This is a genomic window from Arthrobacter humicola, from assembly GCF_022803015.1.
GTDB classification, from domain to species: domain Bacteria; phylum Actinomycetota; class Actinomycetes; order Actinomycetales; family Micrococcaceae; genus Arthrobacter; species Arthrobacter humicola_A.
The window spans coordinates 183,640-208,691 of record NZ_JAFKON010000005.1 but is presented as its reverse complement, the minus strand read 5'-3'; the positions used below and the strand labels follow the sequence as shown (position 1 = coordinate 208,691).

At 68.2% G+C, this 25,052-nt stretch carries 25 protein-coding genes; 17 read left to right on the top strand and 8 right to left on the bottom strand.

The window, feature by feature from the left end:
- The first annotated feature begins 4 nt into the window (after window positions 1-4).
- Together ARTB_RS12190 and ARTB_RS12185 are read left to right on the top strand one after the other, a co-directional pair.
- Window positions 5-655 (top strand): winged helix-turn-helix domain-containing protein, encoded by a 651-nt coding sequence (locus tag ARTB_RS12190; protein WP_243180659.1) that lies wholly within the window; start codon window positions 5-7, stop codon window positions 653-655.
- A gap of 44 nt (window positions 656-699) precedes the next feature.
- A complete protein-coding gene (locus ARTB_RS12185) occupies window positions 700-1,197 on the top strand; it encodes a peroxiredoxin (protein ID WP_243180658.1) in 498 nt (165 codons plus the stop codon).
- 51 nt (window positions 1,198-1,248) lie between these two features.
- On the opposite strand, the gene ARTB_RS12180 is transcribed toward ARTB_RS12185, so the two are convergent.
- The gene (locus ARTB_RS12180; protein ID WP_243180657.1) at window positions 1,249-1,947 is read right to left on the bottom strand and encodes a serine hydrolase; all 699 of its coding nucleotides are present in this window, start codon (window positions 1,945-1,947) and stop codon (window positions 1,249-1,251) included.
- Here ARTB_RS12180 and ARTB_RS12175 point away from each other — a divergent pair.
- On the top strand, window positions 1,922-2,140 hold the full coding sequence (locus ARTB_RS12175) for a hypothetical protein (RefSeq protein WP_243180656.1): 219 nt from the start codon (window positions 1,922-1,924) through the stop codon (window positions 2,138-2,140). The genes ARTB_RS12180 and ARTB_RS12175 overlap by 26 nt on opposite strands.
- 314 nt (window positions 2,141-2,454) lie before the next feature.
- Window positions 2,455-2,934, top strand: coding sequence for a thioredoxin-dependent thiol peroxidase (gene bcp / locus ARTB_RS12170; protein ID WP_243180655.1), 480 nt, complete (start codon window positions 2,455-2,457; stop codon window positions 2,932-2,934).
- A 49-nt stretch (window positions 2,935-2,983) separates the two neighbouring features.
- Here bcp and ARTB_RS12165 read toward each other — a convergent pair whose 3' ends face one another.
- Complete coding sequence (locus ARTB_RS12165) at window positions 2,984-3,832, bottom strand: class I SAM-dependent methyltransferase (RefSeq protein ID WP_243180654.1); 849 nt, start codon at window positions 3,830-3,832, stop codon at window positions 2,984-2,986.
- 89 nt (window positions 3,833-3,921) lie between these two features.
- On the opposite strand from ARTB_RS12165, the gene ARTB_RS12160 reads away from it, so the two are divergent.
- From ARTB_RS12160 to purM, 3 genes are all read left to right on the top strand, one after another.
- Window positions 3,922-4,302, top strand: coding sequence for a hypothetical protein (locus tag ARTB_RS12160; protein WP_243180653.1), 381 nt, complete (start codon window positions 3,922-3,924; stop codon window positions 4,300-4,302).
- A gap of 64 nt (window positions 4,303-4,366) precedes the next feature.
- Window positions 4,367-6,040: an amidophosphoribosyltransferase gene (gene purF / locus ARTB_RS12155; RefSeq protein ID WP_028275477.1), complete on the top strand. Its 1,674-nt coding sequence runs from the start codon at window positions 4,367-4,369 to the stop codon at window positions 6,038-6,040.
- Window positions 6,037-7,206: a phosphoribosylformylglycinamidine cyclo-ligase gene (gene purM, locus ARTB_RS12150; RefSeq protein ID WP_243180652.1), complete on the top strand. Its 1,170-nt coding sequence runs from the start codon at window positions 6,037-6,039 to the stop codon at window positions 7,204-7,206. The genes purF and purM overlap by 4 nt, the downstream gene beginning before the upstream one ends.
- A gap of 92 nt (window positions 7,207-7,298) precedes the next feature.
- On the opposite strand, the gene ARTB_RS12145 is transcribed toward purM, so the two are convergent.
- Together ARTB_RS12145 and ARTB_RS12140 are read right to left on the bottom strand one after the other, a co-directional pair.
- Entirely contained in the window at window positions 7,299-8,081 is a 783-nt protein-coding gene (locus ARTB_RS12145; RefSeq protein ID WP_243180651.1) for a VOC family protein, read from the bottom strand.
- Window positions 8,082-8,354: 273 nt separating this feature from the next.
- Window positions 8,355-8,588 carry a DUF3073 domain-containing protein gene (locus ARTB_RS12140; protein WP_018774150.1) on the bottom strand — a complete coding sequence of 78 codons (234 nt, stop codon included), beginning with the start codon at window positions 8,586-8,588 and terminating at the stop codon, window positions 8,355-8,357.
- A 293-nt stretch (window positions 8,589-8,881) separates the two neighbouring features.
- Here ARTB_RS12140 and ARTB_RS12135 point away from each other — a divergent pair, with 293 nt between their 5' ends.
- Complete coding sequence (locus tag ARTB_RS12135) at window positions 8,882-9,652, top strand: septum formation family protein (RefSeq protein WP_243180650.1); 771 nt, start codon at window positions 8,882-8,884, stop codon at window positions 9,650-9,652.
- 123 nt (window positions 9,653-9,775) lie between these two features.
- Here the strand turns inward: ARTB_RS12135 and clpB are convergent, their stop codons facing one another.
- Window positions 9,776-12,445, bottom strand: a complete 2,670-nt coding sequence (clpB, locus tag ARTB_RS12130) for an ATP-dependent chaperone ClpB (protein WP_243180649.1) — start codon at window positions 12,443-12,445, stop codon at window positions 9,776-9,778.
- A gap of 473 nt (window positions 12,446-12,918) precedes the next feature.
- Here clpB and ARTB_RS12125 point away from each other — a divergent pair, with 473 nt between their 5' ends.
- From ARTB_RS12125 to ARTB_RS12090, 8 genes are all read left to right on the top strand, one after another.
- Complete coding sequence (locus ARTB_RS12125; RefSeq protein ID WP_243180648.1) at window positions 12,919-13,977, top strand: LacI family DNA-binding transcriptional regulator; 1,059 nt, start codon at window positions 12,919-12,921, stop codon at window positions 13,975-13,977.
- Between the two features lie 161 nt (window positions 13,978-14,138).
- The gene (locus ARTB_RS12120; RefSeq protein ID WP_243180647.1) at window positions 14,139-15,458 is read left to right on the top strand and encodes an MFS transporter; all 1,320 of its coding nucleotides are present in this window, start codon (window positions 14,139-14,141) and stop codon (window positions 15,456-15,458) included.
- Window positions 15,459-15,535: 77 nt separating this feature from the next.
- A complete protein-coding gene (locus tag ARTB_RS12115) occupies window positions 15,536-16,300 on the top strand; it encodes an SDR family oxidoreductase (protein ID WP_243180646.1) in 765 nt (254 codons plus the stop codon).
- Window positions 16,301-16,399: 99 nt separating this feature from the next.
- The gene (locus ARTB_RS12110; RefSeq protein ID WP_243180645.1) at window positions 16,400-17,332 is read left to right on the top strand and encodes a 3-keto-5-aminohexanoate cleavage protein; all 933 of its coding nucleotides are present in this window, start codon (window positions 16,400-16,402) and stop codon (window positions 17,330-17,332) included.
- Between the two features lie 4 nt (window positions 17,333-17,336).
- Window positions 17,337-18,362, top strand: a complete 1,026-nt coding sequence (locus tag ARTB_RS12105) for a glycerate kinase (protein WP_243180644.1) — start codon at window positions 17,337-17,339, stop codon at window positions 18,360-18,362.
- Window positions 18,363-18,927: 565 nt separating this feature from the next.
- Window positions 18,928-19,419, top strand: a complete 492-nt coding sequence (locus tag ARTB_RS12100) for a carboxymuconolactone decarboxylase family protein (protein WP_243180643.1) — start codon at window positions 18,928-18,930, stop codon at window positions 19,417-19,419.
- Window positions 19,420-19,595: 176 nt separating this feature from the next.
- On the top strand, window positions 19,596-20,933 hold the full coding sequence (locus tag ARTB_RS12095) for an FAD-binding oxidoreductase (protein WP_243180642.1): 1,338 nt from the start codon (window positions 19,596-19,598) through the stop codon (window positions 20,931-20,933).
- A 118-nt stretch (window positions 20,934-21,051) separates the two neighbouring features.
- Window positions 21,052-21,921 carry a DUF4031 domain-containing protein gene (locus ARTB_RS12090; protein WP_243180641.1) on the top strand — a complete coding sequence of 290 codons (870 nt, stop codon included), beginning with the start codon at window positions 21,052-21,054 and terminating at the stop codon, window positions 21,919-21,921.
- Between the two features lie 34 nt (window positions 21,922-21,955).
- On the opposite strand, the gene ARTB_RS12085 is transcribed toward ARTB_RS12090, so the two are convergent.
- The 3 genes from ARTB_RS12085 to ARTB_RS12075 all read right to left on the bottom strand — a co-directional run bounded on the left by ARTB_RS12085 (window position 21,956) and on the right by ARTB_RS12075 (window position 23,606).
- Window positions 21,956-22,429 (bottom strand): SRPBCC family protein, encoded by a 474-nt coding sequence (locus ARTB_RS12085; RefSeq protein WP_243180640.1) that lies wholly within the window; start codon window positions 22,427-22,429, stop codon window positions 21,956-21,958.
- 69 nt (window positions 22,430-22,498) lie between these two features.
- Window positions 22,499-22,912, bottom strand: coding sequence for a YccF domain-containing protein (locus tag ARTB_RS12080; protein ID WP_028275466.1), 414 nt, complete (start codon window positions 22,910-22,912; stop codon window positions 22,499-22,501).
- Between the two features lie 142 nt (window positions 22,913-23,054).
- Window positions 23,055-23,606 carry a YceI family protein gene (locus ARTB_RS12075; RefSeq protein WP_028275465.1) on the bottom strand — a complete coding sequence of 184 codons (552 nt, stop codon included), beginning with the start codon at window positions 23,604-23,606 and terminating at the stop codon, window positions 23,055-23,057.
- A 327-nt stretch (window positions 23,607-23,933) separates the two neighbouring features.
- On the opposite strand from ARTB_RS12075, the gene ARTB_RS12070 reads away from it, so the two are divergent.
- A complete protein-coding gene (locus ARTB_RS12070; protein ID WP_243180639.1) occupies window positions 23,934-25,049 on the top strand; it encodes a metallophosphoesterase in 1,116 nt (371 codons plus the stop codon).
- The last annotated feature ends 3 nt before the right edge of the window (window positions 25,050-25,052 follow it).

Sequence of the window (25,052 nt, the reverse complement as noted above, 5' to 3'; positions counted from 1 at the left end):
GGCCGTGGCCGGCACCCCGCCCGCCGTTCACGGACGGGCCCGGCATAACGGGCAGGCACGGCAGGCCGGCCTCACCGCGAAGGGACTGGCGGTCTGGGTCACGGTGCCGGACGACTCCGAGGTTGACCCGGTGTGCCTGGCCCGCGCGGCCGAACTCGTGCTCGGCCGCGCCCTCAGATGGGCCCCGGAGGCGGAAGTCCACTTTAGGCCCGCCGCCGGAGCCGCAACATCCGCCGTCGTCCGGTCCCCCGGAGACGACGGCACCCCGGCGGGAACAGCAGATCCCGCCGGGGACACCGGCGGGGCGGGCCTGGAGCCCGTCCCCGGCAGCATCAGCCGGCTCGCCGTCGACCTCGCGGCCGGAGACGCCAGGCTGGATGGAGAGCGGGTGCCCCTGACGGATCTGGAGTTCACGCTTCTGAGATGTCTCGTGCAGAACTGCTCCCGCACGGTAAGCCGGCAGGAGCTGCAGCTTTGCCTCGACGCGTTCGACACCCCGGGCGCGGCAACCCGGTCCATCGACGTGTACGTCGGCCGGTTGCGCCGGAAACTCAAGGGCTGCCGGCACGCCGTCGTCACCGTCCGCAGCGGCGGCTACCGCTTCGTCCCCAGTCCGCGGGCGACGGTCCGCGGACCAGCGGAATACAGCATCTGAGCTCCGCTGCCACAACCATCCCGACCCTCGATCGAAGGAACTGCATGCAATCCACCGTGACCACCAAGCTGCACGCCATCACTAAGCTGCACAGCGAAGATCCAGCACCCGGGTTCACGCTGCCAGATGCTGCGGGCCGCCGGATCTCCCTGGCCGATTATCGCGGCAAAAACGTCATCATCTACTTCTACCCCCGCGCAGCCACTCCCGGGTGCACCACCGAGGCTTGCGACTTCCGCGACAGCCTCGCTGCCCTCCACGGCGCAGGCTTCGAGGTCCTTGGCATCTCACCCGACGCCCGGGAGGCCCTGTCCGCCTTTGCCGCGGAACATGCGCTCACGTTCCCCCTGCTCGCGGACGAAGACCACGCTGTGGCCCTCGCGTACGGCGCCTGGGGCGAGAAGCTGATGGACGGCGAGGTCCGCGAAGGCACGGTCCGGTCCACCGTGGTTGTCGGTCCCGATGGCAACGTGGTCCTGGCGCAATACCACGTCAGTCCGCAGGGCCACGTGCGGGCGCTGCGGGAGGAGCTTGGCATCTAGGGGCTCGGACGCCATGCGGGCGGACCCGGACATGCGCGGGCTGGAAACAGCCTAGAAGACGGCGCCCGCCACCGCCTGCGTCAGCTGATGGATCACTTCAGTGCGTTCCGGGACGTCGCTCAGGTCCTTGCCCTTGGTGTAGATCACCAGGGCGTATGCGGTGCCGTCCCGGGCGAGGATGCCGGCGTCGTGCAGTTCACCGCCCAGGAGCCCGTACTTGTGGAAGACCGTGATCCCGTCCGGCACTGCGGCGGGAATGAGTGTTTCGTAGTTGGTGTCCTGCATATAGGACAACAGCTCGGCGGTGTGGTCGGCGTTCAGGAGCGTCCCGGAGTAGAGGCGGGAGACGATGGTCGCCATTTCCGCCGGTGTCAGCGTGTTGGTTTCCGGGTCATAGCTCACACCCAGCGACGCCGCGTACTCTGTCAGTTCCTCGTGGCCCACTGCGTCCATGATCAGCGACCACGAGTCATTGTCGCTCTGCTGGATCATCTCCCGGAGCTGGAAGCCGGCGGTGTAGCTCCCCAAAGGGTCATCGAGGCTGGCCGCCCCGGTTTCGACCAAGTGGTAGTAGGCCGCCGCGGCCAGGACTTTGGCTGTGCTCGCGGCCACGAATTTCTCCCGGACACCGTATTCGTGGACGTCCGCGGAACCGGCGCCCTGGGAGAGGCCGACCAGCGCCACGCCGATCTGGTACTGGCTGTTGGCAGCGAGAATGGCCTGGATGCGCGCGTCCAGGGCCGCGTCCACCGCGCCCGACGCCGGGCCGGATGCCTGGACCGCAGCATTGAGACTGGCTGACGGCGAAGCACCGGCCTCAGCTGTCGTCGCGGCAGACTGCGCGGCCGACGTCGTCGTGGGATTCGCCGTCGTGGGATTCGCCGCCGTGGGATTCGCCGCCGTGGGATTCGCCGCCGTCAAGCGGGCTTGCGCAAAGGAATAGATACCTGCGGCCAGGACGACCGCGAGCACTGCTGCACAGACCGCACCCATCAGGGCCCGTGGCCGGACGGTCACTCGACGCGCCCGCGGCCGGAAGTGCGCCCGAATCCAAATCGTCGCTGCTGTGGATTTTGCTGTTCCATAATGACTTCAATCTAGCTACGGCCGCTATGCCGGAGCTATGAAAAAGCTGTCGGCCCCAAGCCTGCCAAAGCCGCCCCGGACGGGTCCTTGCCAGGCTCAGCCGGCGGAATACAGCCTGGGTCCACGATGTTGTGCATCACAGACCCATTGTCCCCTCCCCGAAGGATCATCATGAGCGCAAACATGACCGTCAAGCTTCAGCCCGGCACGCCGGCCCCGGATTTCACCCTGCCGGACGCCGAAGGCAAGCCGGTGGCCCTGGCCGATTACCGCGGCAAGAACGTCATTGTGTACTTCTACCCGCAGGCCGCGACCCCGGGCTGCACGACCGAGGCGTGCGATTTCCGAGACAACCTCGCGTCCCTGCAGGGCTCAGGCTACGAAGTCCTGGGCATCTCCCCCGACGCCCCCGAAGCCCTGGCCCACTTCACCGGCGACTTCGCCCTGACCTTCCCGCTCCTGGCCGACGAGGACCACGCTGTCGCACTGGCCTACGGCGCGTGGGGCGAGAAGCTGGTCCACGGCGAGGTCACGGAGGGCATCGTCCGCTCCACCGTGGTGCTGGACCCCGAGGGCAACGTGAAACTGGCGCAGTACCAGGTCAAGGCCCAGGGCCACGTGGCGTCGTTAAAGGAAGCGCTGGGCGTCTGACGCCGCACCGCTCCGCAGCGTCGCAAACAGTCCGGGGCCGCCCGCTTGGCTAGACCTTGGTCCCCGCCACCACGGTGGCGGTGGACCGGAGCCGGATCGCGCCGTCGTGCTCGTAGCGGCCCAGCAGAGCGAACACATCCGAGCGGATCAGGGCCCGCGACTCCGCGTCCGCCTTGGCCAGGCCCATCGCCACGGTGGTCGCGATGTCGGTCATGAACTCCCAGTAGCTCTCCGGGGATTCGTGCACCAGGTCGGTGCTGACCTGGTGCTCGGCCACCTCGGCCAGCCCGGCCTCCTTGAACATGCGGGTCATGAAACCGGTTGGTGCGCAGCGGAACAGCCCGGGAGTCTCGGCGGGCGGAATGGGCAGTTCCCGGTGCCGGGCAATTGTGCCCAGGATCAGGCTGGCCCAGGGGTTTGCCGCCGCGCGTCCCCAGACGACGGCGCCCACCCGGGCGCCCGGCCTCGCGGTGCGCGCCATCTCTGCCATGGCCGCGGACATCACGGGGAAGAACATCAAACCGAAGTGGCTGTACACGGCGTCGAACGTGTTGTTGCGGAACGGCAGGGCGGCCGAATCGCACACTTGAAAGTCCAGGTTGTTCAGGCGCCGGGCCGATGCCTTCTCTTCTGCCACCCGGAGCATTCCGGCCGAAATGTCAGTCAGGACCACGCGGCCCTCCGGCACCTGCGCGGCCACGTTGAGGCCGGGCTCCCCCGTGCCTGCCGCGACGTCCAGCACCGCTGAGTCGGGGCGGAGCCGGAGCTCCTGGCGGAGGGCGTCGCCGAACGGGGCCTGCCAGCCGAGCAGTTCCGCGTCCCATTTCTTCCAGCCCGCCGAGAATTCATCCCAGAGCAAGCGCTGCTCCTCACGAACACGGTCGGCTGAGGCTAACATGGCGGATCCTTAGCTCGTCTGTACCTAGCCCTAGTCTGCTCTGGGATGCGGTCCGCGGCAATGAGTCGAAGGGCAGTAGGCTTAACGGCATGTCTCCCCACGAAACCCCCGGCACAGCAGGCAACGACCCCCAGCGGGAACCGGCACAGGGCAACGTTCAGGGCGGCGTTCCGGAGCGCCGTGAGGTCACCGTCCGCCGGGCCCCGAAATATGTTCCCTTCCTGATCCTGGGCGGGCTCCTGGGCGTGGCCGTCGCGGCCATCATCGCCTACGCCCTGCCCGGTGACCCGAGCTTCGACCGCTCCTCGGTCTTCGGCTTCTTCATGGTCCTCTGCGCGGCCGGCGGCGTCATCGTGGGTGCCGCGACCGCCCTGGTCCTGGACCGCCGGAGCGTCCGCCGCGCCGAGCACGCCGTCGTCGAATCCGCACCGGACGCCGACGACGAGGGCCGCAGCGGGAACCTCCGCTGAAGGGCGTCAGGTCATAAACCGGCCGCCGGAAAAGTCTTAGCGCACATCGTGAGATAATCGACCAGTGGCACGCGGCGATGGAAAACTTTCTCATGATCTTCTCCCAGGCGAAAAAGGCCCTCAGGACGCATGCGGCGTCTTTGGGGTCTGGGCACCCGGTGAAGAAGTAGCAAAACTCACCTACTACGGGCTGTATGCACTGCAGCACCGCGGTCAGGAGTCGGCTGGCATAGCAACCAGCGACGGCAAGCGGATCAACGTCTACAAGGACATGGGCCTCGTTTCCCAGGTCTTCGACGAGACCACGCTGAACACCCTGACCGGGCACCTGGCCGTCGGCCACTGCCGCTATTCCACTACCGGTGCGAGCCACTGGGCCAACGCCCAGCCCACCCTGGGCGCGACGTCCACGGGCACCGTGGCCCTGGCCCACAACGGCAACCTGACCAACACGGCCGAGCTCAAGGCGATGATCGAGGACCGCAACGGCGGGAACCTCAGCGGCGAGATGAAGCAGGGCAACACCTCGGACACCGCCCTGGTGACCGCGCTCCTGGAGGGCGAAGAGGGCAAGTCCCTGGAGCAGACGGCCATGGAGCTGCTGCCCAAGATCAAGGGCGGCTTCTGCTTCGTCTTCATGGATGAGGGCACCCTCTACGCGGCCCGCGACACCTACGGGATCCGCCCGCTGTGCCTGGGCCGGCTTGAACGCGGCTGGGTGGTTGCCTCCGAGCAGTCCGCCCTCGCCACCGTCGGCGCCAGCTTCATCCGCGAAATCGAACCCGGCGAATTCATCGCGATCGACGAGGACGGCGTCCGCTCGCAGCGCTTCGCCGAGGCGACGCCGGCCGGCTGCGTTTTCGAATACGTCTACCTCGCCCGCCCGGACGCCTCCATTGCGGGCCGCTCGGTGTACGAATCCCGCGTCGAAATGGGCCGCCAGCTGGCCCGCGAAAACACCCAGGAAGCGGACATCGTCATCCCCGTGCCGGAATCCGGCACCCCCGCTGCGGTCGGCTACGCCGAGGAATCGGGCATCCCCTTCGCGCACGGCTTCGTCAAGAACTCCTACGTGGGCCGGACGTTCATCCAGCCCTCGCAGACCCTGCGCCAGCTCGGCATCCGGCTCAAGCTCAACGCCCTCGAATCCGTGATCCGCGGCAAGCGTGTCGTGGTGGTGGACGACTCGATCGTCCGCGGCAACACCCAGCGCGCCATCGTGCGGATGCTCCGGGAGGCGGGCGCCGCAAGCGTCCACATCAAGATTTCCTCCCCGCCGGTCAAGTGGCCCTGCTTCTACGGCATCGACTTCGCCTCCCGGGCGGAACTGATCGCCAACGGCGCCACCATCGACGAGATCACCCAGGCCATCGGCGCCGACTCGCTCGCCTACATTTCCGAAGACGGCATGATCGACGCCACCCGCCAGCCGCGCGAGCGTCTCTGCACCGCCTGCTTCACCGGCAAGTACCCGATCGAGCTGCCCGGCGCGGACAAGCTCGGCAAGAACCTGCTCGAGCGCACCGACCTCGGCGGCCTCCCGCCCGCCACGGCTGCTTCCGGCGCGGCGCCCGCGGCCTCCGCAGCGTCCGACGCCGAACCCGGCACGTCGATCTCCGACGATCCGGCCGAGAAGGCCGGCGCCACCGGCTGCGATCCGGGGCCGGACTCAGAATTCGAAGAACTGCTCACCGATGCCGACCGCGTCACCACAGCCGACAAGAAAGAGCCAGTATGACTTCCGCCTCCCCGGCCGCTGACATGAACGCCGCCCAGAACGCCGGCATCACCTACGCCTCCGCCGGCGTCGACGTCGAAGCGGGAGACCGCGCCGTCGAACTCATGAAGGACGCCGTCAAGGCAACCCACAACGCCTCGGTGATCGGCGGCGTCGGCGGGTTCGCGGGCCTCTACGACGTCTCCCGGCTGCTGACCTACAGGCGCCCGCTGCTGGCCACCTCCACGGACGGAGTCGGCACCAAGGTGGCAATCGCCCAGGCCATGGACATCCACGACACCATCGGCTACGACCTCGTCGGCATGGTGGTGGACGACATCGTCGTCGTGGGCGCAGAACCGCTGTACATGACCGACTACATCGCCTGCGGCAAGGTGGTCCCGGAGCGCATCGCCGACATCGTCCGCGGCATCGCGGCCGCCTGCTCCGTCGCCGGCACCGCCCTGGTGGGCGGCGAAACCGCCGAACACCCCGGCCTGCTCGGTGAACACGAGTACGACGTCGCCGGTGCCGCCACCGGCGTCGTCGAGGCCGACCAGTTGCTCGGCCCGGACCGCGTCCGCGCCGGCGACGTGGTGATCGGCATGGCCTCCTCCGGCCTGCACTCCAACGGCTACTCCTTGGTCCGCCGCGTCATCAACCACGCCGGCTGGGCCCTGGACCGCCAGGTCTCCGAGCTCGGCCGCACCCTGGGCGAGGAGCTCCTCGAGCCCACCCGCGTCTACGCCGCGGACTGCCTGGACCTCGCCCGCACCTTCCCGGTGAACGGCTCCGCGGCCGGCAAGGCCGTCCACGGCTTCAGCCACGTGACCGGCGGCGGCCTCGCAGCCAACCTCGCCCGCGTCCTCCCGCAGGGCCTGCTGGCCACCGTCGACCGCTCCACCTGGGAGCTCCCGGCCATCTTCAAGCTGGTTTCCGAGCTCGGCAACGTCCCGCTGGCCGACCTCGAGCGCACCCTGAACCTGGGCGTGGGCATGGTCGCCATTGTTTCGCCGGAAGCGGCCGACGCCGCCGTGAACCGGCTCAACGACCGCGGCCTGCCGTCCTGGATCATGGGCACCGTCGAGCAGAACTCGGATGCGGTCCTCAAAACCGGCCCGGATTACGTCCAGGGCGCCAAGGGCGTCGACGGCGGCGCCGTCAGGCTGGTCAACGCCTACGCCTAAACGGGCCCGACCCATGTCGAGTGCTCCCCAGCTGCCGTTTTGAACGCTCAGAACGGCAGCTGGGGAGCACTCGATCCGTTTAAGCCGCGGCCCTAAACCTCCAGCAGGCTGAAGACGCCGCCCTGCGGATCCTTGAGGGTGGCGATGGTGCCGGCTTCCTCGATCTCGTCCGGTTCGATCAGCACGACTCCGCCCGCGGCCACCGCAGCCTGCACCGCCGCTGCGACGTCGGAGACGCCGAAGTAGACCTGCCACCCCGGCTCGAGCGTGTCCTGCGCGTCGCCGGGGACCCGGGCGATGCCGGCCACCTCGGCGCCGCCCACCATGAGCGTGGAGTAGGTGCCGCCGTCGTCCTGGGGGTATTCGGTGACGTCGTGCCCGAAGAGCTGTTGGAAGAAGCCGACGGCGGCCTGCGGTTCCGGCGTGAGCAGTTCGGCCCAGGCCAAGGTGCCCGCCTCCTGGCTCCGGCCGGCTCCGATGTGGCTGCCGGCCTGCCAGGCCCCGGTGGTTCCGCCGCCGGGCGGGGCGAAGAAGACCATGACGCCGGTGTCACCGATCTCCTCGGGGCCGAATTCAAGGTGCCCGGGGGAATGGGCCAGTTCGGTGGCCAGGTCCCGCGCGTCGTCGACCGCGAAGTACACGTTCCACCGGCCCGGTTCGGCCGCGGCTTCCTGCCGTGGGTTCTGCGGCGCGAGCACGGTAACCAGGTCGTCGCCCAGGAAGGCTTTCGCGTAGCTGCGTCCGTCCGGAGTGGGCAGGTCTTCAAACCGCCAGCCGAAAACCTCCGAGTAAAAGACCTTCGCCGTCTCCACGTCGGGGGTCTGGAGGTCCGTCCAGCAGAGCTCGCCCTCGGCGAATCCTTTGCGCATGGTCATGGCAGTCCTTCCGGGGCATCGGTGTGGCGTCCGGGAAAATCCGGCACGAACAACCTAGCCCGGCGCCCCGCCGGTGACAACTGCGCCGGCTCATCCGCGCTCATCCGCGGCGCAGCGCGGGCCAGCCGGCCGGCCCGGATACGGACGGCTGCGGGCACAAGAAAGGCCGCCGGCCACGCCTGTTACAGGTGTGGCCGGCGGCCCGAAAATCTTTGGCTGGCACCGCGGTGCCGGATGGATCCCCCGGAGAAAACTGCCGGAAGGAAGCGTCGACTAACCTATGCGACGGGAATCAACCTCGTCGTCGTCGTCTTCCACATCGTCCGCGTACTTATCCACATACGCTGAATAATCCGGTTCAACCGGGTCATCCGCGAAGTGGCTCGTGGCACGACTTCCCGGGCCCGTGAGCTCGCGCTGAAGGGCCGAATAGTCAGTGTTCGGGGAGTAGTACTTGATGTCCCGAGCCTGCTTGGTAGCTTTTGCCTTTTGACGGCCGCGCCCCATGGCGTGACCCCCTTTTGTACTTGGACCGGAGGTGGTCACCTTTTGGCGATCGGTGAGGCCCCGGAATGTTTGGTCAATTTGTCGTACACCTAGATTACATGCTTTCGGCGCCAACTGCTCGCCGGCCCGCCCCCTGTGGACAGTGTGGCGCCTCCCGCAACGGTGGCCGCAGCCGCTGGCGCATGCGCGGTGCCGCGCATCTTCGATAGAGTTTCGTGATGTGCGCCCAGAAAAGGGCCGCTACGCCGGGCCTCCAGCCCCGGCAAAGACGCACGGAAGTGGTGAATTTCTCAGTGACCGAAGAGAATCCAAGGAACGACGCCGGGACTATCCCGCCGCCGCCCTCGAGGCCGCCGACGTCCGCCCTGCCCGTCATTACAGCCGACCGTGCGCGGCCCACGAATCCTGCGGCGGCACCCGCAGCGGCGAAGCCCGCGCGCCCGGCCCTTGCCGGCACCGCGTTCGCCGGCGCCAGGAAAGCGCTCTCACGCACCAAGAAGGCTCTCTCACGGCGGGCACGTCCCCTGGTCCGCCGGATCCGCCGGCAGGGGCCAAAGCGGCTCGGCGTGGCCGCGGCGGTCCTCGTGGTGCTTGCGCTTCTGGTCTGGTGGGCTGTGGCCGCAATTGCCGGCAGCGGCCAGGCCTCCGCGGACAACGACAGCCCGGCCCCCGCCGCTTCGTCGGCGTCCGCCCCCGCCAGCCGCGGGGCGTTGCCGCTGGAAGGCGTCAGCCCCCTGGACTTCCAGCTGCGGGACTGCTTCAAGGACTTCGACCCGGATGCGCAACAGTCCACCGTCGTGGATTGCGCCACCGGCCACTCGGCGCAGCTGGTCGCGGTGGAAAAATACGGGCCAGATGACTCGTACCCCGGCCGGGACCAGCTCAAGCAGAAGGCCCGCGATGCCTGCAAGGCGGCTCCGCTCACGGCAAAGGCCGGCGACTACGACCTGAGCTACAAGCTGGCCTACCCGAGCCCGCGCAGCTGGGAGATGGGCGACCGGCGGGTCGACTGCTACGCCGCGGCGAACGGTGGAAACGTCATCAAGGAGTCCCTGCTGCCCTAGGCTTGCCCGGCCAAGTGCGCTGGCAAGGCGCACGGTGTTGGCCCGCCGGCAGGGTGCTGAGCGCCACTGGCGGCCGGGACGGGACCGGGCTGCCAGTGGCACCGAGCGCACCCGGGCCGGCGCCTACTCCTTGCGCCGGACCGAGAGCCCGGTGCCCGTGGCCGCGCCGCCGCTGGTCAGCTCCCTGTCCCCCAGGCCGCCCATGGTGAGTTCCATCAGGTCCGGCGCGGTGTCCACCAGGACGGTGTCGCCGTCGGCGATTTCGCCGGCCAGGATGGCCTTTGCGAGCCGGTCGCCGATCTCGCGCTGCACCAGGCGGCGCAGCGGCCGCGCGCCGTACGCGGGATCGAAGCCGGATACGGCCAGCCAGGCGCGGGCACCCTCGGTAACTTCGAGGTTCAGCCGGCGGCCCTTGAGCCGCTCGCCCAGCTCCTTGACCTGCAGTTCCACGATCCGGGAGAGCTCCTCCACGCTCAGCGGATCGAACAGCACCACTTCGTCGAGCCGATTGAGGAACTCCGGCTTGAAAGAAGCGTTGACCGTGGCCATGACGGCGTTCTTCTTGGCCGCGGCGTCGAGGTTGGGGTCCACGAGGAACTGGCTGCCCAGGTTCGAGGTGAGCACCAGGATCACGTTGCGGAAGTCCACGGTGCGGCCCTGCCCGTCGGTGAGCCGGCCGTCGTCGAGCACCTGCAGGAGGATGTCAAAGACCTCCGGATGGGCCTTTTCCACTTCGTCAAGCAGCAGCACGGAGTACGGGCGCCGCCGCACGGCCTCGGTAAGTTGGCCGCCCTCCTCGTAGCCGACGTACCCGGGAGGCGCCCCGACGAGCCGGGCCACGGAGTGCTTCTCCGAATATTCGGACATGTCGATCCGCACCATCGCGCGCTCGTCGTCGAACAGGAAGTCCGCGAGGGACTTGGCGAGTTCGGTCTTGCCGACGCCGGTGGGGCCGAGGAACAGGAACGAGCCGGTGGGCCGGTTGGGGTCGCTGATCCCGGCGCGGGCGCGGCGCACGGCGTCGGAGACCGCGGCGACGGCCTGCTTCTGGCCGATCAGCCGCTCGCCCAGCACGTGCTCCATGTTCAGCAGCTTCTGGCTCTCGCCCTGGAGCATGCGCCCCGCGGGGATGCCGGTCCAGGCCGAAATCACCTCGGCGATGTCGTCGGCGGTAACCTGGTCGGCCACCATGAGATCCTGCTTGGCCCCGCCGCCGGCCACCCGGGCCGACTCCGCTTCGGCGGCCACATTGAGTTCCCGCTCAAGGGCAGGAATATCGCCATACTCGATCCTCGACGCGGTCTCCCAATCGCTTTCGCGCTGGGCCTTTTGCGCTGCCGAGCGGAGTTCGTCCAGCTTGGCCTTCAGGTCTCCCACTCTGTTGAGGCCGGCCTTCTCGGCTTCCCAGCGGGCGTTCAGCGCGGCCAGTTCTTCATTCTTGTCCGCCTTGTCCGCGCGGAGTGTAGCCAGCCGCTCCACGGAGGCAGGGTCCTTCTCTTTTGCGAGGGCTAACTCCTCCATGGTCAGGCGGTCCACGGAGCGGCGCAGCTGGTCAATCTCCTCCGGGTAGGAATCGATCTCCATGCGCAGCCGGGACGCGGCCTCGTCCACGAGGTCGATCGCCTTGTCCGGCAGCTGCCGGCCGGAGATGTACCGGTTGGAGAGCGTGGCGGCGGCAACCAGGGCGGAGTCGGCGATGGCAACCTTGTGGTGCGCCTCGTAGCGCTCCTTGAGGCCGCGCAAAATGCCGATGGTGTCCTCCACGCTGGGCTCGCCCACGTAGACCTGCTGGAACCGGCGTTCCAGGGCGGGGTCCTTCTCGATGTTCTCCCGGTACTCGTCCAGCGTGGTCGCACCGATGAGGCGCAACTCGCCGCGGGCCAGCATGGGCTTGAGCATGTTGCCGGCATCCATGGAGCTGTCCCCGGTGGCGCCGGCACCCACCACCGTGTGGAGCTCGTCAATGAACGTGACGATCTGCCCCTCAGAGTTCTTGATCTCTTCCAGGACAGCCTTGAGCCGCTCCTCGAATTCGCCGCGGTACTTCGCCCCGGCCACCATCGAGGCGAGGTCCAGGGCGATCAGCGTCTTGCCGCGCAGGCTTTCGGGGACGTCGCCCGCCACGATTCGCTGGGCAAGTCCTTCGACGACGGCGGTCTTGCCCACGCCGGGCTCGCCGATGATGACGGGGTTGTTCTTGGTGCGGCGGCTCAGGACCTGGATGATCCGCCGGATTTCGGCATCGCGGCCAATCACAGGGTCCAGCTTGCCCGAGCGGGCAATCGCAGTCAGGTCGGTGCCGTACTTCTCCAGCGCCTGGAAGGAGTTTTCGGGGTCAGCGTTGTCCACCTTGCGGCCGCCTCGGAAGCCCGGCAGGGCGGCCAGCAGTGCCTCGTGCGAGGCGCCGGCCTCGCGCAGAAGCCTCCCGACGCCGTCGGTCCCGGCGGCAAGGCCCAGCAGCAGGTGTTCGGTGGAAACAAAGGCGTCCCCGAGCCGCTCGGCCTCGTTCTGGGCATTCTTGATCGCCTGCAGCCCTGCCCGGGACAACTGCGCCTGCTGCACGCTGCTCCCGGAGGTCGACGGAAGGGCCTTGATGGCGGTGCTCGCCTGGACGCTGACGGCGTCCGGGTCGGCGCCGGTGGCGCGGAGCAGCGCGACGGCGACGCCCTCCCGCTGGTCCATGAGGGCCTTGAGCAAGTGAGCGGGCTCGAGCTGCGGGTTGCCCGCGGTCGAGGCGTTCATGGCGGCCGCAGCGAGGGCCTCCTGGCTCTTGGTGGTGAATTTGGCGTCCAACGAGGGCTCCTTCCGGAATGGTCCTGATATCAAAGTTGAGTCTACATCGCTCAAGTTTGAAATGAGGGAGGCTGGCTCCATGTTTGCCGACAGCGAAACGCCTGTCTAGGGCCGACCGCCCGCGGCCACCCGGACGCCCCCCCCGCCGCGGGACATGCCCTCCCCCGCGCACCCCCGCCGCGGGACATGCCCTCCCCCGCGCCCGAAGAGTGGACATAGTGCCACTATGCCCAGCGCCCGGGTCCACGGCTGCACATGTCCCCCCGGCCCGGACGCCAACATTGGGCATGTCCCCTCGGGCCGGCCACAAACATTGGGCATGTCCCCTCGGGCCGGGCGTGAACAATGAGCATGCCCGGCGGCCCTTAGCCTGCGCGGCCCGCGTGAATGACTTAACGTTGCTTAACGATCGGCGGGCTCCTTACTGTAACTGGGGTCACAGCAAAACGAACCGACGCGAAGGAGGGCCGGACATGCACGAACACGCCATAAGCGCCACCGTCGACGGCCCCGTACCGCCGGTTTCGGCCGCTGCCGTGGCCCGCGCCGCAGGGGTTTCCTCGGCTGCGGTTTCCTACGTCCTCAACGGCAAAGGCGGCGTCTCGCCCGAGACCCGGCGCCACATCATCCACGTGGCGAACGAGCTCGGCTTCAGGCCCCGTAAGCCGTCGCAGTCAACCGACCCGCAGCGGACCCGGGTCATCGGGCTGATCCTGCCGAACATCATCAATCCGATGTTTCCACGCTGGGCGCAGGGCGTCATTACGGCCGCGGCGGAGTCCGGCTACGAAGTGTTCGTCGCCACTACCCAGGACGATCCGGAGGTGCTCGCCCAGGTCACCTCGACACTCGCGCACCGCAACGTCGATGGCATCATCCTGGCCGCCTCGCTCCGGGACGACGCCACCGCGCTCCGCACGCTGAGGGCGGCCCGCATCCCCTACGTGTGCCTGTCCCGCAGGGCGGACTTCCTCGACTCGGATTTCGTCGGGATCGACGACGACGCGGCAGCCACCACGCTGATGCAGCACATGCTCAGCCACGGCTTCACCGAAATCGCCACAGTGATCGGCCCCCGGTTCTCAACGGCCTCCCTGGCCCGCGAACAGGCGTTTGTCCGCACAGCCGCCGCGGCGGGCATCACGATCAGCGGCGACCGGAAGATCAGCACCAGGGTCAACAACGAGGGCGGCCGGCTGGCGGCGGAGCGGCTCTTCTCTGCCGAAACGCCGCCGCAGGCCGTGGTGTGCGGCAGCGACGAGCTTGCCATCGGCGTCATGGAATACGCCTTGTCGCGCGGCCTTCGCATCCCGGACGACGTCGCCGTCGTCGGCTGTGACGGGCTGCCGCACAGCCGCTCCGGGCTGATCAACCTGACCAGCATTGTCCAACCGCAGCAGGAAATGGCCAACGAGGCGTTCGCCATGCTGCTCAAACGCATCGATTCCCCGTCCGCCACCTACACCTCGAAAGTGTGCCGGCACCGCCTGCACGTCGGGCGGACGTGCGGCTGCACGCCTCCTGACAGCTGAGGCCGCGCCACGCGCGGGCCGACTCGTCCGCGGCCAGCCCCACCCGTTCCCGCGACCCTGACGAACCACGCGCCGCGCGCACTGCCGCCTACCTCCCGTTTGCCCTTTCCGCATGCCCTCCCTGACCACCTATCCCGCCAACGAGCCAAGGACCCCGACCCATGTCAGTTGTATCCGCAACAAAGAAGATGCGCACACCACAGGAAATCAACGGCGTGATCTTACGCCGCGTCATGCCGCTGCTGATCGGCGCCTACATCATGGCCTTCCTGGACCGCACCAACATCGGTATGGCCAAGGACCGGCTGGAGATCGACCTCGGCATCTCGGCCACCGCGTACGGCATCGGCGCCGGGCTGTTCTTCCTGACCTATGCCCTGTCCGAAATCCCGTCCAACCTGATCATGCACAAGGTCGGCGCCCGGTTCTGGATCATGCGGATCATGATCACCTGGGGCATCATCTCCGCCGGCATGGCCTTCGTCCAGGGCGAATGGTCCTTCTACATCATGCGGATGCTGCTCGGCGTGGCCGAGGCCGGACTCTTCCCGGGCGTTATGTACTTCCTGACGCAGTGGTTCGTGGTCAAGGACCGCGCCAAGGCCAACGGAATGTTCCTGCTCGGCGTCTCCATCGCCAACATTGTCGGGGCCCCGCTGGGCGGGCTGCTGCTGACCTTTGACGGGCTCGGCGGCCTGCACGGCTGGCAGTGGATGTTCCTCGTCGAAGGACTCCCGGCCTGCGTCCTCGCCTACGTCGTCTGGAAGAAGCTCCCGGACCGCCCCAGCATGGCGACGTTCCTCACCGCCGAGGAATCCGCCGATCTCGAGGCCCGCATCGCCGCCGAGGAGACCGCCGGCGCCGCGGCCTCCGGCAACCACCTGCTGCGCGATGTCCTGAAGGACAAGCAGATCCTCCTCGTCGTCGGCGTCTACTTCACCCACCAGATCGCCGTCTACGCCCTGTCCTACTTCCTGCCCTCCATCATCGGCACGTACGGCAAGCTCAGCCCGCTGCAGATCGGCCTGCTGACGGCCATCCCGTGGATCTTCTCCGCGGCGGGCGCCCTGCTGGTCCCCCGCTTCGCCACCGACGGCCGCCGCTCCCGGATGCTGGTCACCGGCACCATGACCGGCATCGTCGCAGGCTTCGCCCTCGGCGCCGTCGGCGGGCCGCTGCTGGGCATGATCGGCTTCTGCCTCGCCGCCTTCAATTTCTTCGCCCTGCAGCCGATCCTCTTCACCTACCCGGCCACTCGCCTCAGCGGCGCCGCCCTCGCCGGCGGCATCGCCTTCGTCAACACCATCGGCCTCTGCGGCGGCTTCCTGGGCCCCTATGTCATGGGCTTCATGCAGGACGCCACCGGCTCCAAGCTCTCCGGCCTGTGGTTCATCGTGGGCATGTGCGTCATCGGCGCGCTGCTGTCCCTGCTGCTCAAGCGCGGCACGGAGAAGCCCGCGATTGTTCCGGCCGCCCACTGACGCACTGCTCCCACCGCCCGTTCCGGACCCGCGGGTTCGGAGCGGGTCCGCAAGCCATCTCACTGCAAGGACTACTCATGGATTTCACTGCCAAGCGCATTCTCGTCACGGCCGGAGCCAACGGCATCGGCCTGGCCATCGCCAGCAAGTTCCGGGAACTCGGCGCCACCGTCTTCGTCACCGACATCGACCCCGACGCCGTCGACAAGGCCCGCGTCAACGGGCTCCTCGCCGCGGTCAGCGACGTCTCGGACGAGGGCCAGGTCCGCGAACTCATGGACACCGTCCGGGTCGAAATGGGCGGCCTCGACGTCCTCGTCAACAACGCCGGCATCGCCGGGCCCACCGGACCCCTGGAATCCCTCGACGCCGCGGCGTGGAAGGCAACCTTCGACGTCAACATCCATGGTCAGTTCTTCTGCATCAAGCATGCCCTGCCCCTGTTGCGCGAGGGCAGCGGCGCCTCTATCGTGAACCTGTCCTCGGCCGCCGGGCGGCTGGGCATGGCCGGCCGCAGCGCCTATTCGGCGTCGAAGTGGGCCGTCGTCGGGCTGACCAAAACCCTCGCGATCGAACTTGGCCCGGACGGCATCCGCGTCAACGCCATCTGCCCCGGCGCCGTCAACGGCCCACGCATCGACTCCGTCATCGCCGCCAAAGCCCGGATGCTCGAGCTGCCGGCGGACGAGGTGTCCGCGCTGTACCACAACCAGTCCTCGCTGGGCCGGCTGATCGAGGCCGAGGACATCGCCAACATGGCCGCCTTCGTGGCCAGCGACATGGCCCGCAACGTCCACGGCCAGGCTCTGGCCGTGGACGGCAACACCGAAAAGCTCTACTGACCTGAACTGAACTGAACTGCCTGGGGAGCCGGTCCGCCCCAGGCCGCCGCCCGCCCCGCACCCACACTGCCCCGCCCTGCCCACCAAGGAGACATTCCCATGGCTGCTGCCCGCAAGGTCATCATCACCAGCGCCGTCACCGGCGCCATCCACACCCCGTCCATGTCCCCGCACCTGCCCGTCTCCCCCGACGAGATCGCCGACGCCGCGATCGGCGCCGCCGAGGCAGGCGCCGCGATCGTCCACATGCACGCCCGCGACCCCAGGGACGGCCGCCCCTCCCAGGACCCCGAGCACTTCGCCCCGATCCTGGACAAGCTCAAGCGCAACACCGACGCCGTCATCAACATCACCACGGGCGGCTCGCCGCACATGAGCGTCGAGGAGCGGATGCAGCCGGCGGCGCTGTTCAAGCCGGAGCTTGCCTCCCTCAACATGGGCTCGATGAATTTCGGGCTTTACCCGATGCTGGACCGCTTCACCGAGTTCGGCCACGACTGGGAGCGCGAAGGGCTCGAAAAGAGCCGCGACCTCGTCTTCAAGAACACCTTCCAGGACATCGAGACCATTCTGGGCATCGGCAACCAGAACGGCACCCGCTTCGAGTTCGAGTGCTACGACATCTCGCACCTGAACAACCTCGCGCACTTCCACGGCCGCGGGCTGGCCAGGGGCCCGCTGTTCGTCCAGTCGGTCTTCGGCCTGCTCGGCGGCATCGGCGCGCACCCCGAGGACCTCATGCACATGCGCCGCACGGCGGACCGCCTGCTCGGCGAGGACTACGAGTGGTCCATCCTGGGCGCCGGCAGGAACCAGATGCCGCTCGCCACGATCGGCGCCGCCATGGGCTCCCACGTCCGGGTGGGCCTGGAGGATTCCCTGTGGATCGGTCCTGGCCAGCTCGCCGCGTCCAACGCCGAACAGGTCACCCGGATCCGCACCATCCTGGAAGCCCTCAACTTTGAGGTCGCCACCCCCGACGAGGCGCGGCAGATGCTGCACCTCAAGGGCCGGGAAAACGTAGGGTTCTGAGCCGATGAGCATCCTGGTGGCCCCGGACAGTTTCAAGGGCACCTTCACGGCGGCCCAGGTGGCCGGGCACATCGCGGCCGGCATCCGCTCGGCCGGCGCGGCGGCCCGCGAGCTGCCCGTGGCCGACGGCGGCGAGGGCACCACCGAGGCCCTCGCCCGCGGTCTGGACGCCCGGCCCGTCCTTGTCACCACGGTCGGGCCGTGGGGCGAACCCGTCGAGGCGGCGGTCGGGCTCACCGCCACCGGGACCGCCGTCGTCGAACTGGCCGTCGCGAGCGGCCTCAACCTGCCGTCCGCCGGCGGCCGGGACCCGCTGACGGCGAGCACGTACGGCACCGGCGTCATGATCGCGGAGGCCGCCCGGCACGGCGCACGCCGCATCGTGGTGGCGGCAGGGGGCTCGGCCACCACCGACGGCGGGGCCGGCGCCATCGCCGCGATCGAGGAACGCGGCGGGCTCCGCAGCGCCGAGCTGGTGATCCTGAGCGATGTCACGACGCCTTTTTCCGACGCCGCACGCGTGTTCGGGCCGCAGAAGGGAGCCGGGCCCGCCGCTGTTGAGCTGCTGACACACAAACTCGAGCTGCTCGCGGCGGAGTTCGCCCGGGACTACGGCCGCGATCCCCGGCTGGTGGACCGGACCGGGGCGGCGGGTGGCTTCTCCGGCGGAATGTGGGCCCGTTACGGCGCCCGCCTGGTGTCAGGGGCGGACTATGTGCTGGATTTGCTGGGCTTCGACGCGCAACTGGCTGCCAGCAGCGCCGTGGTGGTCGGCGAGGGCCGGCTGGATTCCCAGACCGGCCAGGGGAAGATCATCGGTGCCATCCTGGCCCGTGCCGGCACCACGCCGGTGTACGCGGTGGTGGGATCGGTGGATCCGGACCTCGGCGACTACGCCGACAGCTTTGCCCGCATCATCGTGGCCGGAGATCCGGCAGCCATGCAGGCCGCGGGGGCGGAACTGGCCCGTGCGGCTTCGGCGGCTTCCCATGCTGCTGGTGCTGCTCCTGCCGCGCCTGCTCACCTGTGAGTCCGCGGGACATGTCCTCCCTTGGCCCGCGCCAGTGGACATACTCCCGTTGTGCCCATCCCCGGACCTGGAGACTGGACATGTCCCCCGCAGCCGGACGTGACCACTGGACATGTCCTCCCGTGCTCCGCAAAACTGCCCAAAAACTGGACATGTCCATCCCCGCCACGTGTGACCACCGGGCATGCCCTCTGCTGCCCCGTGCCAGTGGACATACGCCCTTTGTGCTCATCCCCGGATCTGAAGACTGGACATGTCCCCCGCAGCCGCACGATTGGCTGAAAACTGGACATGTCCCCCAGCGACAACTTGCGCAAACCAACTCCGTGAAGCCCGGCCTAGCGGAGCTCGGTGGCGCGAAACCTGGACCGGCTCGGAAGGAGTAGCCCGGCTCGGAAGTAGCTGCCCGAAAGTCCGGGCTCAGAAGGAGCGGTCCGGCGGCTGGGTCCCCCAAGGAGCCGGCCGCCGGACCAAACACTCCCACCCCCAAAGCTTGTCACAGGTTTGACAGAATTGTCACACGCCGCTCCGGGCCGTGCCGAGGCCCGTCGGTATTGTGGAACCCATGAATGACACGACGGCACCGCAGGATCCCGGGCACCGGAGCATATTCCTTGACAAGGCTCACCCCGCTGCCTGGCGCGCACTCAACGGGCTGGGCCTGAAAGCCAAGGAAGCCGCCGTCGAGGCCGGGCTGGACGACACACTCATCGAGTTGCTCAATGTCCGCATTTCGCAGATCAACGGCTGCGCCTTTTGCCTGGACATGCACGTGGGCGATGCCGTCAAGAACGGCGAGTCGGCCCAGCGCCTGGCCGTCCTCCCCGCATGGCGCGACACCACTCTGTTCTCCGAAAAGGAACGCGCAGCCCTGACGCTGGCCGAGGCAATCACCACTATCTCTGACGCCCATGCCCGCGACCACGAAGGCGCACAGGCCAGGCGGCACCTGACTGCCGAAGAATTTTCCGCCGTCAGCTGGCTGGCGATTACGATGAACGCGTTCAACCGGGTTTCCATCGTCAGCCAGCACCCGGTCCGCGACGCCCGCGGCTAACCCACCGTCCACTCCCGCCAGCCGCCCGCGCCAGAACACCCGGTCGGCGGACAGGTGTCCGCGGCTAAGGCGCCGGCGGTGTGCGGCTGGCCAAGCAATGAGCCATAGCCACAACTGGCGTGCAGTCGTAAGCTCGAAAAGTGGGGCGGAGCTGCGGTCACCGAGGGAGCACTGCCATGAGGTGGGTCAGGCCGGGTCACCCGGAATACGACGAAACACGAAGACTCTTCAACGCGATGATCGACCGCCATCCGGCCGTGATTGCCCCGTGCGCCGGCCCTGAAGGGGTGGCCGAGGCGTTGGCGTACGCGCGTACACACGGCTTCGAAGTCGCCGTCCGGGCCGGCGGCCATTCCGTAGCCGGCATGTCCACGAACGACGGCGGCCTCGTGATTGACGTTCGTCCGATGAAATCCGTGCGGGTGGACCCGGAGGCCCGCACTGCCACGGTGGGCGCGGGCCTCACCTGCGGCGAGTTTGACCGCGCCACCCAGGAATACGGCCTCGCCATCACGGGCGGGCGGGTCTCCACGACCGGGCTCGCGGGTTTCACGCTCGGGGGCGGGTCCGGCTGGCTTGAGCGCGCCTTCGGCTTCGCCTGCGACGACCTCGTCTCCGTCGATCTGGTCACCGCCACCGGCGAGCAGGTGACGGCCAGCGCCCAGGAGAATCCCGAACTCTTCTGGGCCCTTCACGGCGGCGGCGGGAACTTCGGCGTCGCCACCTCCTTTACGTTCGGCCTGCATCAGCTGGGGCCAAGCGTGCATGCCGGGGTGCTGATGTGGCCCGGGGACGCAGCCCCGGAACTCAGCCGCGGATACCGGGACCTGGCCTCCGCGGCTCCCAACGAAGAGTCCGCCACCCTCATCTACGGGATTGCACCGGCGGAACCCTTCGTGCCCGCGGCCATGGTGGGCAAGATGGCGGTATACGTCGTGTATGTCTTCGCCGGGGATGCAGAGGAAGGCAAAGAACATGCCAAGGCATACCGGGAACTGGGCCCTGTTGTGGACCTGGTGGAAGATACCGGCTACGCAGACTTCCAGTGCTCCCTGGACGACCCGCCGGGCAAGTACAACTACTGGAGCGCCGACTATCACGACGATCTCTCCGACGACGCCCTGGACGTCATCATCGACTCGGCCCGGAACCTCCCGGGACCAAGCTCCCAGCAACTGATCGCCCATTGGGGCGGGGCGGTGAGCGGGCCGGCCGCCGCGGCCACCCCGCTGCTGAACCGGACCGCCAGCTGGGTGAGCCACCCGTTCGGCCTGGGCGACACCCCGCAGGGCGGGCAGGACGCGAAGGCATGGGTCAAACGCTTCCGCCAGGACATCTCCCCCTACGCGACCGGGGGCGTCTGGCTGAACTTCATCGGCGACGAAGGCCAGGCCCGGATCCGCGCGGCCTACGGCGACGAAAACTACAACCGGCTGGCAGAAGTGAAACTTGAGTTTGATCCCGGGAACGTGTTCCGCGGCAACCAGAACATCCGACCCGCCATCGCGGCATGACCACAACGGCGGTGGCCCCGCCGTCGCGGCATGACCCCGACGGCGGTGGCCGCCCGGTGCCGCACCGGTGCCCGCAGTCCGGGCCGCGCGTGTCCGCGGTCGGGGCTAGACTGCCACCATGGCCGTCTACGTCGATCCGCCGCTCTGGCCTGCCCACGGAACCCACTTTTCCCACCTGGTCTCGGACACGTCGCTGGCGGAACTGCACGCCTTCGCCGCAGCCGCCGGCATCCCGAGGCGAGCGTTCGACGGCGACCACTACGACGTCGCCGAGTCCCGATACGAGGCCCTGGTGGCGGCCGGCGCCATTCCTGTGGAGGGCCGGGTCCTCGTCCGAAAGTTGATCGCCAGCGGGTTGCGGATCCCGGCCCGACGGCGCGTCAAGGCCCTCCGGGTTCCGCTCCTGAACCGCTGGAACCAGGCGTTGGCGGGCCACGACGCCCTCTTCCTGGACCTGCTGGACCGCTGGGGCGAGGAACACCGGAAGTACCACGGCCGCACCCATCTGCTGGCGGTGCTGGAAGCCCTGGACGTGCTGTGCGATCCGGCCGATCCGCCCCGCACCGTGCTGCTGGCCGCCTGGTTCCACGACGCCGTCTACCGCGGCGTGGCAGGCCAGGACGAGGAAGAGTCGGCGCGGCTGGCCGACGACCGGCTCCGGCATGCCGGTCTCCCGGCCGCCGAGGTGGACGAAGTGGTGCGCCTGGTGCTGCTGACGGCCGACCACTGTCCGGAGCCCGGAGACGACGACGGCGCCCTGCTCAGCGACGCCGACCTCTCCGTCCTCGGCGGGGAACCGGAGGCCTACGCCCGCTACCTCGCCGCCGTCAGGGAAGATTTCGCGCACATCGGCGACGCCGACTTCGCCGCCGGCCGCGCCGCCGTCGTCCGCCAGCTGCTGCAGCTCGATCCGCTCTTCCACACCGACCGTGGCCGGACACTGTGGCTGGACGCGGCCCGCCGGAACCTACAGGGCGAACTCGCGTGAGCGGTGCCCCGGCCTCCCACCGGAGACCGGCGGCTCAGGCAGCCACGCTGAGGTGATTCGCCAGCCGGTCGAACGACTCGCGCCACCCTTCGCCATGGCGGTCGCGGCTTTCCGCAGAGTCGAACGGCCCCTGGGTGAAGGTCATCTGCGTGCCGCCGTCGATCTCCTCCAACCGGATCGTCACCTCGGTCTCGAAGCCGCGGGTGCCGTCCGGCTTGTCCCAGGCATGGGTGAACATGAACAGGTGCGGCGGCTCGACATCGGTATGCACCCCACTCCACCAGAATTGCTGCCCGGTACTGTCCTGGATCATGCAGGCGCGGTACAGGCCGCCGACTTCGAGGTCCGCGTCGACGCTCTCACGCGGGACGTGGAAGCCGCGCGGACCCCACCACTGCGGAGCCTGGTCCGGGTCCGTCAAAGCCGACCACACGCCGTGGATCGGCGCCCTGAACTCGCGGACAATGACCAGCATGAGGTCCGTTTCGCCGTTTGCCGGTTGGCTCATGGCCCTCTCCCTCGGATTGCTTGAACTGACAGGTGAAGTCCCCCGGCCTGCTGGCTGCGCTGCCGCCGCCTAGCGCCGGCCGGGGCTGTAGGCGGTCACATACGGGGTGTTGCTCGGGATGATTTGTTTCCCGAGCGGCATCAGCGAGATGGGTATGAGCTTGAGATTGGCGATCGCCAGCGGAATGCCGATAATCGTGATGGCCATGGCGAAGGCCGTAACGACGTGTGCGATCGCGATCCAGATCCCGGCCACAAGCAGCCAGATGACATTTCCCACCAGGGTGAATATGCCGTTGCCGCCGGGCTTGTCCACCACCATGCGGCCGAACGGCCACAAGGCATAGGACGCGATGCGGAACGAGGCCAGGCCCCACGGAATGGTGACGACCAGCAGGCAGCAGACGACGCCGGCCAGGAAATATCCCAAGGCAAGCCACAGGCCGCCGAAGAGCAGCCAGATGATGTTCAGGAGTGTCTTCATGGATTAATTCTCGCCCGTAGGAGTGACATTCGGATCAGTGGTTTACCCGGAAAGATCCCTGATTTTCGCGCCCAACCCCGGACAGGTTTCCACGAGCCCGGTCCACGGGTGCCCGGCCGGGTTGGGCCCGCCTCGTCGGTGCTTAGGTATCGGCCTGTTTGACCATGGCGGCCTCAACGTTGATCTTGACCTTGTCGCTGACCAGCAGGCCGCCCGCTTCAAGGGCGGCGTTCCACGTCAGGCCGAATTCCTTCCGGCTGATGTCCGCCTCGGCACTGAATCCGGCCCGGGTGGCGCCGAAGGGGTCCACCGCCACGCCGGTGTACTCGACTTCGAGCTCCACCGGCTTGGTGACGCCACGGATTGTGAGCTCGCCGGTCAGCACATAGTCTTCCCCCTCACCCCGGATCCCGGTGGCCCGAAAAGTCATGTCGGGGAACTGCTCAACGTCGAAGAAGTCCGGGCCGCGGACGTGGCCGTCGCGGTTGGCGTCGCCCGAATCGAAGCTGGCGGTCTTGACCGTGGCGTGCAGGCTTGCGTCCGCCAGCGACTCGCGCACCCTTGCCTCGGCGGAGGCCTCGTTGAACCGGCCGCGGACCTTGCTGATGCCCGCGTGGCGGACGCTGAAACCGATTTCGCTGTGGGACATGTCCAATGTCCACACTCCGGGGGTCAAACCTTCGGGCAGAGTCACAACGGTCTCCTTCAAGCGGTGGCGGGCCTGTCCCGCGGGCGGTCGGGGTATTCCCCACTCTGCATGCTAACGAGGAAGCCCGTCCCGGGCTAGGTCCCACCGGCCCTGACGCGGGACACGCGGCACGCAACACGCCAGCGGCCACGCCGGGCGGCGGCGTCGCGCGGCGGCGGCGGGATTTCCGGCGGCGGATCCAGCTGTCCGGGCCGAGGCGTTCTCTGGCCTTCGCTCCACGGCCGGGTTACTCTGGCCTATAAATGCCGGGCAATCACCGAATTTCGCAGAACTATTCACACAGTCCTGATCAACCAAATGATGTGAGGAATCGTGGCCAGGTCCCTGGGGCAACGTGGCAAGGCGGGTATCTGCGCTGGCTTGCTGAGCCTGGGTCTGTTGCTTTTCGCCTGCCAGCCCGGGCCGCCGGAACCCGCACCGCGCCCCAGCCCCGGCACGCCGTCGTCCCCCGCGCCGTCGTCCCCACCGCCATCCACCGCACCGCCGTCGTCGTCTGCCGCGCCGTCAGCCGGGGAGCCCGTGCACTTCACCGCCCAAGGTGACATCGGCGTAGGCTCGGGCGCCAAGAAAGTGCTCGACGCCGTTGCCGGCCTCAAGCCCCACCTGAACCTGGCGCTGGGCGACTTCGCATACAAGGCCGGGCTCGAACAGGAGTTCTGCGACATGGTCACCGCCCGTCTCGGCGAGAACTTCCCGTACCAGTTGGTGACCGGAAACCACGAGAGTGACGGCCGGGATGGCGACATCGAGAAGTATGTCCAGTGCCTGCCCAACAGGATGCCCGGCCTCCAGGGCGAATACGGCGTCCAATGGCGCCTCGATGTCCCCGAGCAGAATCCGGTTGTCCGCTTCATCATGGTTTCCCCCGGCATCGATTTCCGTGGCGGGGAGCCGCTGGACTACTCAAGGGACAGCGAACGCTGGCGCTGGACTGCGGACGCCATCGACGAGGCCAAATCGCAGAACATCCCCTGGACGGTGGTGGGCATGCATACCCCGTGCCTGAGCGTCGGCAACTACGACTGCCAGGCGGGGCAGGACTTCACGAATATGCTGATCGAAAAGCAGGTGGACCTGGTCCTGTCCGGCCACGACCACGTCTATCAGCGGACGCATCAACTGGCCACGGGCGGAGGCTGCGCGGAACTCGTTCCCGCGACCTTCGCCTCCGCATGCCTGGCCGATACCGATGACGCCATGGCCCAGGGCTCGGGGACCGTGTTCGCCACCGTCGGCGTTGGCGGCGTCGGACTCTACAACGTCCGGTCCGAGGACCCGGAGATGCGCTACTTCGCCAGCACATCCGGAAAGAACCAGGACCCGGCCTTTGGGACCTTGGACGTCATGGCGACGGCGGATGAACTTGCCGCCCGGTTCATTCCCGCCGACGGCTACAGCTTCTCGGATTCCTTTACCCTCCACCGGTAATCT

What these genes read in the sequence shown, in the direction of transcription:
- ARTB_RS12185 (WP_243180658.1), top strand. Translation starts at nt 700, where the DNA reads ATGCAATCCACCGTGACCACCAAGCTGCACGCCATCACTAAGCTGCAC.
- ARTB_RS12175 (WP_243180656.1), top strand. Translation starts at nt 1,922, where the DNA reads ATGCGCGCGTCCAGGGCCGCGTCCACCGCGCCCGACGCCGGGCCGGAT.
- bcp (WP_243180655.1), top strand. Translation starts at nt 2,455, where the DNA reads ATGAGCGCAAACATGACCGTCAAGCTTCAGCCCGGCACGCCGGCCCCG.
- ARTB_RS12165 (WP_243180654.1), bottom strand. Translation starts at nt 3,832, where the DNA reads ATGTTAGCCTCAGCCGACCGTGTTCGTGAGGAGCAGCGCTTGCTCTGG.
- ARTB_RS12160 (WP_243180653.1), top strand. Translation starts at nt 3,922, where the DNA reads ATGTCTCCCCACGAAACCCCCGGCACAGCAGGCAACGACCCCCAGCGG.
- purM (WP_243180652.1), top strand. Translation starts at nt 6,037, where the DNA reads ATGACTTCCGCCTCCCCGGCCGCTGACATGAACGCCGCCCAGAACGCC.
- ARTB_RS12145 (WP_243180651.1), bottom strand. Translation starts at nt 8,081, where the DNA reads ATGACCATGCGCAAAGGATTCGCCGAGGGCGAGCTCTGCTGGACGGAC.
- ARTB_RS12140 (WP_018774150.1), bottom strand. Translation starts at nt 8,588, where the DNA reads ATGGGGCGCGGCCGTCAAAAGGCAAAAGCTACCAAGCAGGCTCGGGAC.
- ARTB_RS12125 (WP_243180648.1), top strand. Translation starts at nt 12,919, where the DNA reads ATGCACGAACACGCCATAAGCGCCACCGTCGACGGCCCCGTACCGCCG.
- ARTB_RS12120 (WP_243180647.1), top strand. Translation starts at nt 14,139, where the DNA reads ATGTCAGTTGTATCCGCAACAAAGAAGATGCGCACACCACAGGAAATC.
- ARTB_RS12115 (WP_243180646.1), top strand. Translation starts at nt 15,536, where the DNA reads ATGGATTTCACTGCCAAGCGCATTCTCGTCACGGCCGGAGCCAACGGC.
- ARTB_RS12110 (WP_243180645.1), top strand. Translation starts at nt 16,400, where the DNA reads ATGGCTGCTGCCCGCAAGGTCATCATCACCAGCGCCGTCACCGGCGCC.
- ARTB_RS12105 (WP_243180644.1), top strand. Translation starts at nt 17,337, where the DNA reads ATGAGCATCCTGGTGGCCCCGGACAGTTTCAAGGGCACCTTCACGGCG.
- ARTB_RS12100 (WP_243180643.1), top strand. Translation starts at nt 18,928, where the DNA reads ATGAATGACACGACGGCACCGCAGGATCCCGGGCACCGGAGCATATTC.
- ARTB_RS12095 (WP_243180642.1), top strand. Translation starts at nt 19,596, where the DNA reads ATGAGGTGGGTCAGGCCGGGTCACCCGGAATACGACGAAACACGAAGA.
- ARTB_RS12090 (WP_243180641.1), top strand. Translation starts at nt 21,052, where the DNA reads ATGGCCGTCTACGTCGATCCGCCGCTCTGGCCTGCCCACGGAACCCAC.
- ARTB_RS12085 (WP_243180640.1), bottom strand. Translation starts at nt 22,429, where the DNA reads ATGAGCCAACCGGCAAACGGCGAAACGGACCTCATGCTGGTCATTGTC.
- ARTB_RS12080 (WP_028275466.1), bottom strand. Translation starts at nt 22,912, where the DNA reads ATGAAGACACTCCTGAACATCATCTGGCTGCTCTTCGGCGGCCTGTGG.